This is a genomic window from Thalassotalea litorea, from assembly GCF_005843925.1.
GTDB lineage: Bacteria > Pseudomonadota > Gammaproteobacteria > Enterobacterales > Alteromonadaceae > Thalassotalea_A > Thalassotalea_A litorea_A.
Genome location: NZ_VCBC01000015.1, coordinates 85,006 through 98,621, shown reverse-complemented (window position 1 = coordinate 98,621; position 13,616 = coordinate 85,006). Strand labels below are relative to the sequence as shown.

Annotated in this window: 14 protein-coding genes and 1 tRNA gene; 7 read left to right on the top strand and 8 right to left on the bottom strand. The window is 44.6% G+C overall.

Features of this window, described 5'->3' with window-relative positions:
- Positions 1–18: 18 nt before the first annotated feature.
- The 6 genes from FE810_RS14290 to FE810_RS14265 form a co-directional block, all read right to left on the bottom strand.
- Complete coding sequence (locus tag FE810_RS14290; RefSeq protein WP_138320842.1) at positions 19–264, bottom strand: hypothetical protein; 246 nt, start codon at positions 262–264, stop codon at positions 19–21.
- Positions 265–406: 142 nt separating this feature from the next.
- Entirely contained in the window at positions 407–2,146 is a 1,740-nt protein-coding gene (argS, locus tag FE810_RS14285) for an arginine--tRNA ligase (protein WP_138320840.1), read from the bottom strand.
- Positions 2,147–2,148: 2 nt separating this feature from the next.
- Positions 2,149–3,729 (bottom strand): peptide chain release factor 3, encoded by a 1,581-nt coding sequence (prfC, locus tag FE810_RS14280; protein WP_138320838.1) that lies wholly within the window; start codon positions 3,727–3,729, stop codon positions 2,149–2,151.
- Between the two features lie 216 nt (positions 3,730–3,945).
- Positions 3,946–4,410 carry a ribosomal protein S18-alanine N-acetyltransferase gene (rimI, locus tag FE810_RS14275; protein WP_138320836.1) on the bottom strand — a complete coding sequence of 155 codons (465 nt, stop codon included), beginning with the start codon at positions 4,408–4,410 and terminating at the stop codon, positions 3,946–3,948.
- Positions 4,411–4,434: 24 nt separating this feature from the next.
- Positions 4,435–4,911 carry a hypothetical protein gene (locus tag FE810_RS14270; protein ID WP_138320834.1) on the bottom strand — a complete coding sequence of 159 codons (477 nt, stop codon included), beginning with the start codon at positions 4,909–4,911 and terminating at the stop codon, positions 4,435–4,437.
- 238 nt (positions 4,912–5,149) lie between these two features.
- Positions 5,150–5,226, bottom strand: a tRNA-Trp gene (locus FE810_RS14265).
- Positions 5,227–5,348: 122 nt separating this feature from the next.
- Here FE810_RS14265 and FE810_RS17115 point away from each other — a divergent pair.
- The 7 genes from FE810_RS17115 (at position 5,349) to FE810_RS14235 (ending at position 11,962) form a co-directional block, all read left to right on the top strand.
- Positions 5,349–5,486, top strand: coding sequence for a hypothetical protein (locus FE810_RS17115; RefSeq protein WP_171022381.1), 138 nt, complete (start codon positions 5,349–5,351; stop codon positions 5,484–5,486).
- Positions 5,487–6,205: 719 nt separating this feature from the next.
- Positions 6,206–7,261: a tRNA preQ1(34) S-adenosylmethionine ribosyltransferase-isomerase QueA gene (gene queA, locus FE810_RS14260; RefSeq protein ID WP_138320832.1), complete on the top strand. Its 1,056-nt coding sequence runs from the start codon at positions 6,206–6,208 to the stop codon at positions 7,259–7,261.
- A gap of 128 nt (positions 7,262–7,389) precedes the next feature.
- Positions 7,390–8,532 (top strand): tRNA guanosine(34) transglycosylase Tgt, encoded by a 1,143-nt coding sequence (gene tgt / locus FE810_RS14255; protein WP_138320830.1) that lies wholly within the window; start codon positions 7,390–7,392, stop codon positions 8,530–8,532.
- Positions 8,533–8,584: 52 nt separating this feature from the next.
- Positions 8,585–8,917 carry a preprotein translocase subunit YajC gene (gene yajC / locus FE810_RS14250; RefSeq protein WP_138320828.1) on the top strand — a complete coding sequence of 111 codons (333 nt, stop codon included), beginning with the start codon at positions 8,585–8,587 and terminating at the stop codon, positions 8,915–8,917.
- Between the two features lie 10 nt (positions 8,918–8,927).
- Positions 8,928–10,775 carry a protein translocase subunit SecD gene (gene secD, locus FE810_RS14245; RefSeq protein ID WP_138320826.1) on the top strand — a complete coding sequence of 616 codons (1,848 nt, stop codon included), beginning with the start codon at positions 8,928–8,930 and terminating at the stop codon, positions 10,773–10,775.
- Positions 10,776–10,789: 14 nt separating this feature from the next.
- Complete coding sequence (gene secF / locus FE810_RS14240; protein WP_138320824.1) at positions 10,790–11,737, top strand: protein translocase subunit SecF; 948 nt, start codon at positions 10,790–10,792, stop codon at positions 11,735–11,737.
- A gap of 21 nt (positions 11,738–11,758) precedes the next feature.
- Positions 11,759–11,962, top strand: coding sequence for a hypothetical protein (locus tag FE810_RS14235; RefSeq protein ID WP_171022380.1), 204 nt, complete (start codon positions 11,759–11,761; stop codon positions 11,960–11,962).
- Positions 11,963–12,033: 71 nt separating this feature from the next.
- On the opposite strand, the gene FE810_RS17110 is transcribed toward FE810_RS14235, so the two are convergent.
- Both FE810_RS17110 and cobA read right to left on the bottom strand, forming a co-directional pair.
- Positions 12,034–12,474 (bottom strand): Rap1a/Tai family immunity protein, encoded by a 441-nt coding sequence (locus FE810_RS17110; RefSeq protein ID WP_171022379.1) that lies wholly within the window; start codon positions 12,472–12,474, stop codon positions 12,034–12,036.
- Positions 12,475–12,720: 246 nt separating this feature from the next.
- A complete protein-coding gene (cobA, locus tag FE810_RS14230) occupies positions 12,721–13,566 on the bottom strand; it encodes a uroporphyrinogen-III C-methyltransferase (protein ID WP_138320822.1) in 846 nt (281 codons plus the stop codon).
- Between the last annotated feature and the right edge of the window lie 50 nt (positions 13,567–13,616).

Below are 13,616 nucleotides of genomic sequence, written 5' to 3'. Positions count from 1 at the left end.
ACAAACGAAATGACAAAACTAATTGGCGATATCATTTACTTTACCTGCAAGCCAGATAAATCGATAACCAAACCAGAATAAAATGCCAAGGCCAAATAAGGCAAAGCTGGATATCAACAACGCGGAGGTGAAAGAGATAGGTAGTAAGTATTTGACGTTGAATATCATAAATAAAATGAATAACACCGAAAATACTAAAGCAATGGTGAGCATGATGACTTTAGTGAGCCCATCATCTTGAAAATATTCCTTTATTTTCATCATACTATCCTTGGTTTTTAAGCAAACTGTAATATATGAAAATGCTGGCTGAAAAACAACCAAAATATTCGAAATGAGAATATTTTGGTTAAAAAAAAGCTAACCCTTAGGCTAGCTCTTTTGATATTCATGAAAATTCAAGTGGCTACATTCTGTCCATTACTTCAATACCCAATAACCCGAGGCCTTGTTCCAGGGTTTTTGATATCAGTTGACACAGTTGTAAACGCGATTGCTTGACGTTATCTGCAATACCGTCTTTGAGGATTGGACAGGCTTCATGAAAACTCATGTACAGGCTTGCCAGCTCATATAGGTAGTTACACAACAGGTTTGGTGTACATTCGCTAATCACCGCATCCAGAACTTCTTCAAGCTGTAGTAATTTCACCGCCAGAGCTTTTTCCTGAGGCGTGGCGATGAGGATATCGCCGGTCAGGTTACTGGTATCGACTGCGGCTTTTTTGAAGATACTTTGGATACGCACATAAGCATATTGCAAATACGGCGCGGTGGCACCTTCAAAACTAAGCATGGTATCCCAGTTGAAGATATAATCGCTGGTGCGGTTTTTTGATAAATCGGCAAATTTTACTGCACCGATACCAACCTTACGGGCAATTTCATCACGCTCTTGTTCAGAAAAATCGGCAATTTTATCAGCCATTAGGGTTTGTGCGCGACTCACCGCTTCGTCAAGTAACTCAGCCAGTTTTACCGTGCCCCCACTGCGGGTTTTAAATGGTTTGCCATCGCTCCCCATCATCATCCCGAACGGGCAATGATCATAGGCAGTATCTTGAGGTAAAAAACCGGCTTTACGGGCGGTAATCTCAACTTGTTTGAAGTGCAACGCCTGACGAGCATCAGTGAAAATGATGATGCGATCCGCATCTAAATCAAAGCTGCGATAACGACAAGCGGATAAATCCGTCGTCGCATACAAATATCCGCCGCCAGATTTTTGCACGATGAAAACCGAAGGATCGCCGTCTTTGTTCGCCATTTCTTCAATAAAGACGACTTTCGCACCCTGATCTTCTACCGCAATGTTTTTCTCCATCAGGGTATCAATGACTTTCGGCAAATCAGGGTTATAGGCACTTTCACCCATAATATCGTCACGAGTTAGGGTGACATTGAGCTTTTGATAAATCTCTTCACTGTGATGGATGGAAATATCAATGAATAATTTCCAAAGTGCCAGGCAGGACGCATCGCCGCCTTGCAGTTTTACCACGTAATCGCGGGCACGATCGGCAAACCCTTGTTCTTCATCAAATCGCACTTTCGCCTGGCGATAAAAATCTTCAAGATCAGCCAGGGCGGTTTCGGCAACCTCATCATGGGCAAGTTTATCGCTTAAATGTGCCAGTAACATGCCAAACTGAGTACCCCAGTCGCCCATATGATTCTGACGAATAACCTGTTCGCCGCGAAACTCTAATGCACGGACAACCGCATCACCAATAATGGTCGAGCGTAAATGACCGACGTGCATCTCTTTGGCGAGATTGGGTGCCGAGTAATCCACAACCACTTGCTTGGGTTGTTGGCTTTGGCTAACACTAAGTCTGTCATCCTGGTTAGCCAGTTGCAGTTGTGTTGCTAACCAAGCCGGGCTTAAATGGATATTAATAAATCCTGGGCCAGCAATTTCTACCTGGTCGGCAATCTCTGATAGATCCAATTCGGCAATGACTTTTTGTGCCAATTCTCTTGGGTTTGTTTTCAGTTTTTTGGCAGCGCCCATAACACCATTAGCCTGGTAATCACCAAACTGTGGACGATTAGAACCGCTGACTGCAGGGTTTGTGTCGGCAGGCAATCCAGCGGCAACCATAGCAGCGCTGACTTTTTCATTCAGTAAGTGACGAATATTCATAATTAATGTTCACGGGTTTTGTGGAATTTAACATCGGGATAGCGTTCCTGAGTCAGGTTCAGGTTGACCATGGTTGGGGCAATATACGTTAAGTTGTTGCCGCCATCGAGCGCTAAGTTGTCATGGGCTTTTCTTTCAAACGTGGCCATGGTTTTCTCATCGTTGCAGTAAACCCAACGAGCGGTGGCGACGGAGATTGGCTCATAAATCGCATCGACGTTGTACTCTGTCTTAAGACGGTGGACGACGACTTCAAATTGCAATACACCAACAGCGCCGACAATCATATCGTTGTTTGCCAAAGGTCTGAATACCTGTACCGCACCTTCTTCGGATAGCTGTATCAGGCCTTTTTGCAGTTGCTTGGCTTTAAGCGGATCGCGTAATCGAATGCGGCGGAACATTTCCGGAGCGAAGTTGGGAATGCCACTAAATTTCATTTCTTCACCGGCAGTAAAGGTATCGCCGATCTGGATTGAACCGTGATTGTGCAAGCCAATAATATCACCGGCAAAAGCTTCTTCTACGTTAGCGCGATCGCCCGCCATAAAGGTAACCGCGTCGGCAATTTTTACGTCCTTACCAATGCGTACCTGACGCATTTTCATACCCTTGGTGTATTTGCCTGAACAGATACGCATAAAGGCGATACGGTCACGGTGTTTTGGATCCATGTTGGCTTGAATTTTAAAAACAAAACCGGAGAATTTTTCTTCTTCGGCTTTTACTTCGCGAAGGTCGGTTTGTCGAGACTGCGGCTTTGGCGCCCATTTTGTCAGGCCATCAAGCATGTGATCGACACCAAAGTTACCAAGCGCAGTACCAAAATAGACCGGGGTTAGCTCACCAGCCAGAAACTCTTCTAAGTTAAACTCATGGCATGCGCCTTGAACCAACTCTAACTCTTCACGCAAATCGTCGGCGTAGGTGCCGATGACCGCATCGAGTTCAGGGCTATCAACGCCTTTAATGATCCGTTTTTCCTGGATGGTATGACCTTGACCTGACTGATACAATACGACTTCATCGGTCAGCAGGTTGTAAACACCTTTAAACTCTTTACCCATACCTATCGGCCAGGTAACCGGAGAACACTTAATTTTCAGAATGCTTTCTACTTCATCCATGACTTCAATCGGATCGCGAACGTCACGATCCATTTTGTTCATAAACGTAATAATCGGTGTATCACGTAGACGAGTAACTTCCATTAACTTAATGGTTCTGTCCTCAACACCTTTGGCGGTATCGATAACCATTAAACAACTATCGACTGCGGTCAGCGTGCGGTAGGTATCTTCTGAAAAGTCTTCGTGGCCTGGGGTGTCGAGTAGATTGACCAGGCAATCAGCATAAGGGAACTGCATAACCGAGGTGGTAATCGAGATGCCCCGATCTTTTTCCATTTCCATCCAGTCTGATTTGGCATGTTGCCCAGACTTCTTGCCTTTTACCGTACCAGCGGTCTGTAACGCCTGACCAAAAAGCAACACCTTTTCGGTGATTGTCGTCTTACCCGCATCTGGGTGAGAGATTATGGCGAAAGTACGGCGTTTTGCGACTTCCTGCAGTTGTATCGTCATACTAAAATTTAGCCCGATGAATGAGAGGTTTGCCCGGTACTAATCCGATTTTCAGTGATCAGAAAAACACACCAGGTACTCAAAATTATTAAAAAACGCGCCATTATAACGAATGCGTCGATAATGAGCAGTATTTATGGAGAAAATTTTAGCAAATATTTATCCGCTGACAGCCATTTCTCACTGCCAACAACAAATATTCATCCGTAGGGAGGGTTACTTTTCTATAAGCGCTGCAACGTCAAGGGATTTACGCATGATAATGGCATCCTCATGGCCCGTCTGCGCCGGGTAATAGCCGGTGCGCCGGTCAATCTGGGAAAAATCATGGTTGATATACAAAAGCTGAGCCGCAAAATTACTGGCGCGAACTTCCAAAAAACATTGGCGGATATTGAGCTTATCCGCCTGGTGAAACAGATCATTTAACAAGGCGTTGCCATAACCACGACGTTGCCAGCTTGGGTGTATCGCAATTTCCATTAGAGTCATTTCATCGACTACGTAATCGGCGACATAAAAACCACACCATTGATTATCAACCATAATGCCGCGGGTAATGTATCTTGGGCCAAAACAACCCTGAAGCGTTTTGCGAGACCAGGGAAATGGGTTACACGCAACTTCAATGGCATGAATAGGATCGATGTCACTAACAGAGAACGACTTAATTACACTCATAAATACTACCGGGCTCTTTACGAATTAACTTTTGAGATGAGACTTAAACCAGTTAAATAACTGACGTTTTTGTTTATTGGTTGGGGATTCACTGGCCAAAACGGGTGTTTTGATATGCCGGTCAGAAAACTCAATAATATCTTTGTTATGAAATTGCCAACAATAATCACCAAAATGCAGGCCGTTGTCATCAATCGTGATATCTGTGTTTGTATAGCCAAGCCAGACTAAAAGATCCGCAAACCAGCGACTGTCGGCACAGGCTTCAAGTTGTTGTTTGGCAGATAATTTGGGTTGCTGCTTGGTGGATTTTGGCTTGCTTTTATTAACCTTAGGATGACTTTGTAAAGTATTTAACTGAGCAATAATTTTATTGCTCTGGTCGATAATTATCCGATTGTCATCTTTCCCTTCAAGGGTTGAAAACTTTTCTTCCCGGGCCGACCAAACACTTATCCCCATGGCTTGCAGGTAATCAAATTGTTTACGGTTTAAGCTCATAAAACAGTGCACCAGATATTCAGGGCTAATTTAAACATCAGTTAATAATGACAGAAAAATTCACAACAACCTAGAAATCAACCGGGTTTTTCTTGAAATATTTAGGCTTGATTATCACGATTAACGTTTAAGTAATTGAAATAAAATCGGATAAGTGATGAAAACTGTGAATTTAAACGCAACTTAATTTAACTTGAATTCGATTAAGTGAGTTTGAAAAGGGTTGGCATGAAAAGAATGGCAGGGGTGGAGAGACTCGAACTCCCAACCGTCGGTTTTGGAGACCGCCGTTCTACCAATTGGAACTACACCCCTGCAATGGCTGAGCATTATACCCAACCAAAGACAAAGGTAAAGGGCTATTTAGGGATTTTTTTAACGAAGTGCTGCAACTGCTGTTTTATTGTGCAATCGCTTATTCGGTAAGGGGCGGGAAGGTGATCGATATTCTACCATCTGAGCTTGGTCTGTGGCAGTTAATGGTCAATTTATGGCCATTGGCTCATCGTGTTTTAAGGTCACCAAGTCGTGATTTGGTATTGTATTGGCAGCTCAGTGATAAACTTTCGTTATAAACAATAAACTTAAAATCTCTATATTTCATATAGTTAGGGTTGAAATGCACGATGAATGACCATAGAATGCTGATAAATTAAGCAGTACTCATTTAAACTAAGCAAGTATTGTAACCTGGCTCGTCCCCCACCAACGGCTCGTTATCAATGACTAAAAGGATGTTATGCATGAATTTTTTGAAAATGCTACGCAAGCTAACGCGCCCGAATAAAGCCTCTGAATGTAAACCAGTTAACAAGCGGGTGAATGTCGATATAAATTATGTGGAATCTAAACTCACCCATGAAGACTTGAAGTCACAGCCTGAGATCGAGAGTCAAGCGGATACTGCTCGCAGCAAGTAACCGCAGTACGAGCTCGCCCTATGGTAGCGCGTTAAATAAAACGATTGCCGATGACCTATTCGTCACTAAAAACATACTATATTCGTAAGCGATATCTTAATTTGCATTCAGCGATTGATTTGCTTTTTGTCTAGGTTAAAATTTGATGCGCTTTTGGTAACGGAGTTTATTCTAACGCTCTGTTTACATTGATTTTTAATTGTTTGGTATTGACCAGTCCTTGTCATCTTGACGGTAATTTCCATCCTCCCTGTAAATTTTCCAACTTTCTCATCTGCCCGGACTTTGTCAAACGGGTAGGTATTACTTGCTATTAAAGGCCTCGGGCACTAAACTGTCGCGGATTTTTTAACCTCGATTTTTGGTGCATAAAAATGACCAAACGCGTTAGCGATTTTGCTTTTGATTTACCGGATGAGCTGATTGCTCGTTATCCGCAAGCTCAACGTACAGCCAGCCGTTTAATGGCTCTTGATGGTAATAGTGGCACGATTGACCATAAAACCTTTGCCAATGTTGTCGATATGCTTAACCCTGGTGATTTATTGGTATTTAATAATACCCGGGTAATTCCTGCCCGTATGTTTGGTACCAAAGCGAGCGGTGGCAAAATCGAAGTTTTGGTTGAGCGTATTCTCGATCAGCATCGTGCTCTTGCTCATATACGCTCAAGTAAGTCACCAAAACCCGGCGCGAAATTATTGCTCGAAGGTAAGGTTGAAGCCACAATGGTCGCACGCCATGGCGCTCTATTTGAATTGCAAATCGACCCAGGACAATCAATCTTAGAGGTTTTGGAAGATATCGGCCATATGCCGCTGCCACCCTACATCGATCGTCCCGATGAAGAATCCGATAAAGAGCGCTACCAAACGGTTTACAATGAAAAACCGGGTGCCGTGGCAGCACCGACGGCGGGATTGCATTTTGATGAAGCGTTACTCGAAAAAATTCAAAATAGAGGTGTGAAACTGGCGTTTATCACCTTGCATGTTGGCGCTGGTACCTTTCAGCCTGTACGTGTCGAAAACATCGATGAGCACGAGATGCACTCTGAATATGTGGAGGTCAGTGCTGAAGTCATTGCCCAAATCCAACAAACGAAAGCCAATGGCAAGCGTGTCATCGCGGTTGGTACCACTTCTGTGCGTTCATTAGAAAGTGCGGCGAAGTTTCACCATGAAAATGGCCAGCCATTGGCTGAATTTTATGGTGATACCGATATTTTCATTACCCCGGGATTTGAGTTTCGAGTGGTGGATTGCCTGATCACCAATTTTCATTTATCGGAATCGACGTTGCTAATGCTAGTCAGTGCATTTTCTGGCTATCAACATATTATCGATGCTTATCAACAGGCTGTGGCGGAAAAATATCGTTTTTTCAGTTACGGTGATGCGATGTTTTTAACAAAACAACAAAACCTTTAATGTTTCAGGCAAAGCAATTTAAACACTCTGCCTGGAAATAAACACGTGCTTGTGGCTTTTGATATACTTAGCCCAAGTTTGAAACTATACGCCAGTGGCCTGTTTCGCTGCTTGGTGAGGAAGACAATATGAAGTACGAATTAATTAATCAAGACGGCAAAGCCCGTCGTGGCCGCTTGATATTCGACCGAGGAGTCGTCGAAACTCCAGCTTTTATGCCGGTAGGCACCTATGGCACGGTAAAAGGCATGACCACCGATGAAGTGGAAGCGACCGGTGCGCACATCTTGTTGGGTAACACCTTCCATTTAATGCTACGTCCTGGCACGGAAATCATCGAGCAACATGGTGATTTGCATGATTTTATGAACTGGCACAAGCCTATCCTAACCGATTCCGGGGGGTTCCAGGTGTTCAGTCTTGGTGAAATGCGTAAAATCACCGAAAAAGGCGTGGAATTTCGTTCGCCGGTTAATGGTGAAAAAATTATGTTAACCCCTGAACGTTCTATGGAAGTACAACGTAGTCTTGGCTCTGATGTGGTGATGATTTTTGATGAATGTACGCCCTATCCAGCAACCCATGAAGAGGCAAAAGCGTCGATGGAATTATCGTTACGCTGGGCCAAACGTTCAAAGCAGGCGCATGGCGATAATCCGTCCGCCTTGTTTGGTATTGTTCAGGGCGGTATGTATGAAGACCTCAGAGAAGTCTCAGCGCAAGGCCTGTTAGATATCGATTTTGACGGTTATGCGATTGGTGGTTTATCGGTTGGTGAACCGAAAGATGAGATGATTAAAATTCTTGATCACACTCCGGACTTGATCCCCAAAGAAAAGCCCCGATATCTAATGGGAGTAGGGAAACCTGAAGACCTGGTTGAAGGTGTGCGTCGCGGTATCGATATGTTCGATTGTGTGATGCCAACCCGAAACGCCCGTAATGGCCATTTGTTTGTCACTAATGGTGTTGTGAAGATTCGCAACGCCAAAAATAAGACAGATACCGGCCCTTTGGATCCCGAGTGTGATTGTTATACCTGCAAGAATTATTCGAAAGCATATCTCCATCATTTGGATAAATGTAACGAGATTCTTGGAGCACAATTGAATACTATGCATAACCTGAGATTTTATCAGCGGGTCATGCAAGATTTGCGTGATGCCATTGAGCAAGGTAAATTAGACGACTTTGTCGCCGAGTTTTATGCGTTACGTGGGATGGACGTGCCCCCATTGGGCGCGAAACCAGACAGTTCAGGCAACAGTTAAGAATAATTTAAAATAAGTTACCTAAGGGTAATCATTGTATAAAGAGGAAGTTATGGATTTTTTTATTAGTAAAGCATACGCAGCAGGGCAACCACAATCAGGTGGTGGATTTGAAATGCTGATCATGTTGGCGGTATTTGGTTTGATCTTTTATTTTATGATCTACCGTCCGCAAGCTAAGCGAGTGAAAGAGCACAAGAGCCTAATGTCAGCACTAGGTAAGAACGATGAAGTTCTAACCCAAGGTGGTGTTGTCGGCAAAATCGTTAAAGTCAGTGATGAAAAAGATTTCATCGTTGTCGCGATTGCTGAAGGTACAGAAGTTACTGTACAAAAAGCAGCGATCACCGCTGTACTTCCTAAGGGAACTATGAAGTCACTGTAAGGACAGTCTCGTGTTAAATAAATATCCGTTATGGAAATCCTTGATGGTGGTTTTTCTCCTCTTTTTTGGCGCGCTTTATGCGTTGCCAAACTTGTACGGTGAAGACCCCGCAGTTCAAATTTCCGGGAAACGTGGCCTGGAAGTTACTGCGTCTACGTTAGACACAGTAAAGAGCGAATTGGATAACGGTAATATCCGCTATCAAAGTGCTGCTCTGGAAAACGGACAGATTCTTGTTCGTTTTGATAATTACGAAAATCAACAGAATGCTCGCGATACCTTGATGAAAGGACTGAGCGATGAATATTCCGTTGCGCTTAACTTGACCCCTGCCACGCCTGACTGGCTTGACAGTATCGGCGCCGTGCCCATGAAACTGGGTCTGGATTTATCCGGTGGTGTGCACTTTCTGATGGAAGTGGATATGAAAACGGCGATGGATCGCGCTAAGGTCAATATGACAGATACGTTTCGCGCCAAATTGCGTGAAGAGAAAATCCGTTATAAGCGTGTTGCTGAAGCCGGTAACGGTGTGGAAGTGATTTTACGTAATGTCGAAGATCTCGAGCAGGCTGAACGTGTCCTAAAGCGCGTCGACCCAGGTTATCTATTTGTTGATAACGAAGACAAGCTGTCTTTGAAAGTCACCATGTCTGAGCAAAAAATCAGAGAAACCCGCGAAAACGCCATCTCTCAGAATATTACCATTATTCGTAATCGTGTTAATGAACTTGGTGTTGCTGAACCTTTGGTGCAGCGTCAGGGACAAAAGCATATTGTGGTTGAATTACCAGGTGTCCAGGATACTGCCAAAGCCAAAGAGATTTTAGGTGCAACGGCAACCCTAAGCTTCCATATGGTCGATCAAGATGGCGATGTTAATTCGGCAGTTAATGGTCGGGTACCTCCGGGATCGTTTGTGGTCTATGACCAGGACAATCGTCCGGTGCTTTTGAAAAAACGTTCGATCTTGCAAGGTGAACATATTGTTGGGGCGAACTCTGGACGTGATCAACAATCTCAACAGCCTGCAGTTTACGTTGATCTCGACGCGGCGGGTGGCGATAAAATGTCACGTGGTACCAAAGGTAATGTGGGTAAGCCGATGGCCACTGTCTTTATTGAGAGTGTTGCGAGCGGTAACAACCCCGATGGCAGCCTGAAGTTTAAGAAAGAAATGGAAGTGATTTCTGTTGCGACCATTCAATCTCGCTTAGGTCGTAGTTTTCAGATCACCGGTGAACGATCACCTGCATCTGCTCACAATTTGGCGCTATTGCTTCGCGCAGGTGCTTTGATTGCGCCGATTGCGATTGTTGAAGAACGTACTGTAGGTCCATCCTTGGGTGCGGAAAATGTTCAACTTGGTCTGCAGGCGATTATGTGGGGCTTTGCCATGGTATTGGCATTTATGATGTTCTACTACCGTAAATTTGGTGTGGTGGCAAACCTGGCGTTGGCGGCAAACCTGATATTGATTGTCGGCATTATGTCGTTAATCCCAGGTGCAACCCTAACCTTACCAGGTATGGCGGGTATTGTTCTTACCGTCGGTATGGCCGTTGATGCCAACGTTCTTATTTTTGAGCGGATTCGTGAAGAGTTGCGCGAAGGTAAGAGTGTTCAGCAATCTATTCACCAAGGTTACGATGCGGCATTTTCAACGATTTTTGATGCCAATATTACGACGTTAATCGCGGCTATTATATTGTTTGCGGTAGGTACGGGCCCGATTAAAGGCTTCGCCGTTACTCTCTCTATCGGTATTATTACTTCCATGTTTACCTCAATTATTGGTACTCGTGCTGTCGTAAATGCGGTTTGGGGTGGTAAGAAAGTCGATAAGCTATCGATATAGGTCAGGTGAACATTATGCAATTATTAAAACTTAAAAACACCGTACCTTTCATGTCATTTCGCAAGTCTGCGATGATATTTAGCTTGGTAATGGTTCTTGCGTCAATCGTGTCGTTATCCGTCAATAAACTGAATTTAGGTCTCGATTTTACCGGCGGTACTCTGATTGAGGTTGGCTTTGATCAACCGGCAAATCTTGGCGAAGTGCGCAAGGTGATGGAGCAGGGCGGCTATGACGATGCTGTTGTTCAGTTATTCGGCAGTGCCAATGACGTGCTGATCCGTTTGGGCCAGCGTGACAATGTTAAAGCTGAAATGCTGGGCAACGAAATCCTGAAGTTACTTAAAGACGGAACGGGCCAAGACATTGAAATGCGTCGTATCGAATTTGTCGGTGCCAATGTCGGGGAAGAGCTGACAGAGCAAGGTGGTCTGGCAATGTTAACCGCATTGATCTGTATCTTGATTTATGTGGCATTTCGCTTTGAATGGCGCTTCGCACTGGGTTCTGTTACGGCACTTGCCCACGATGTGATATTAACCTTAGGCTTGTTTTCGGTACTGCAAATCGAGTTTGATTTAACGGTACTTGCGGCGATACTCGCGGTTATCGGTTACTCTCTCAACGATACCATCGTGGTTTCAGATCGTATCCGTGAGAATTTCCGTAAAATCCGCAAAGGGGAGCCAGAAGAAATCATTAATATTTCTTTGACGCAAACTCTGAGTCGTACCATGATCACGTCATTAACGACGTTTTTGGTATTGCTTGCCTTGTTCTTTATAGGCGGCCCTTTGATCCACGGTTTTGCTACCGCGTTGCTGTTTGGTATATTTGTGGGTACATACTCTTCAATTTATGTCGCCAGTACCGTAGCACTTGGATTAGGTATTTCAAAAGAAGACTTGATCCCAGAAGTTATCGAAAAAGAAGGTGCCGATCAGGAAGAATTGATGCCTTAGGTTTTCAAGGATTTTTGATGCATGTTAAAAACCACCCAATGGGTGGTTTTTTTGTGTTTCAATATTTCTACCGCTTACCGCTTACCGCTTACCGCTTACCGCTTACCGCTTATCGCTTGCCGCTTACCGCTTACCGCTTACCGCTTACCGCTTACCGCTTATCGCTTACCGCTTACCGCTTACCGCTTATCGCTTACAACTTACCTCTTACCACTTACCGCTTAACGGCGACGGGACAGGACAGCCTCGCGGTTAGAATGTCAGGAAATCACACAAGATTACGCTCGCTAACGTCTTTATCCAGGACATGGATACGAGGCTTTCAGTGCCTGGTGCACGCTCACCCAGGCCAGTACGTTGTCAATATCGTGTTGCGCAAGCCAGTCGACCACATTGATCACAACATCTTCGATAGCGACAGGGCTACCCAGACAAAAATCGCTATTGCTCGTGGTGCTGTACCTTGCTGTGGTTCGTGTTTGCATTGCCCGGCTTGTTACCCCATCAGACTGGATCTGGCGTTTCGCGATATTGGCATCAATCGCAATGGCACCATCAATAAACCCTTTGATATAGCGAATGCATAGCCTGGCCTCAGTACTGCTAGGTTGTTGCTGATAAGCCTCGCACATGCTCTCCAATTCAGTAGATTGCAGTGGTTCTATTGCTTGAGCTGGAGCATGAGGCAACAGCAATATTGCAAATAGTAATACGCTACTCGACAAGATTTTTACCATTGGTTTTCCTTTTATCCAAAACCCATTAATAAATTTAGTCTATGCCCTAAAATTCGCACCAGGATAGTCTTGGTTTGTGGTTTGTGGTTTGTGGTTTGTGGTTTGTTAAAACTGGCATCCGCAACGTCTAGAGATAAACGCGAACATGTCAGTGAACCTTATGACCGGCTAAAAACCCATTCGACAAGCGCTCTGGCGCAGTCAACCCGGAGCCCGTCGATGTAGGAATGTTGGTGGGCGCTTTATCTATGCGGTTCTATCAATGGGCACTGGAGCAGGAGAAAAATAGGCATTCGCTGATATCGGATTCATCTTTGCCGTAAGGGGGGCCTGCTGAGCGATCTGAACCGCATTTACGACATCACCTATCACCAATAGACTGGGAGATTTAACTTCTTCATTTGCGATTAAGGTGGGTAAAGTTTGCAGTGTTGTTCGCCAAACCTTTTGATTGTTTTGCGTACCGCTATGAATGATTGCGGCGGGAGTCGATGGTGCTCTGCCGTGCTTAATCAACTGCTTAGCAATGGTTGCTGAGCTTTTTATGCCCATGTAAAACACCAGTGTTTGGCCGCTATCAATGTAGTTCTGCCAGGGCAAGATTAATTCACCGTCTTTTGAAAAGTGCCCGGTAATGAAGCTACAGCTGTGAGCTAACCCTCTATGGGTCAATGGGATCCCCGCATAGGTAGTGCACCCAGAGGCCGCGGTGATGCCAGGGATCACATGGGCGGAAACCTGTTGCTCGAGAATGTAATTGAGTTCTTCTGAGCCACGACCAAAGATAAAGCTATCTCCCCCCTTAAGGCGGACAACTCGCATTTGCTTACGCGCAAGCTCGACCAGAGTTTCATTAATTTTTTCCTGGGGCACGCTATGACGATTCAACTCCTTACCAACGTATATTCTTCGGGCATTGTCTGGCAGTAAGTTGAGTATGTCTCTTGAAACCAGACGATCATAAACCACAACATCGGCATGTTGCAGAAAACGAACGGCTTTGACAGTAAGTAGCTCAGCATCGCCGGGACCTGCGCCAATTAAGGCGATTTCGCCCGGTTTAAAGTTGGATTTTGATGCTGGGAGTTGCATAGTTTATTGATACATGAGTTTAACCTAAGCTAAGTTTAAACAGGTTTGTA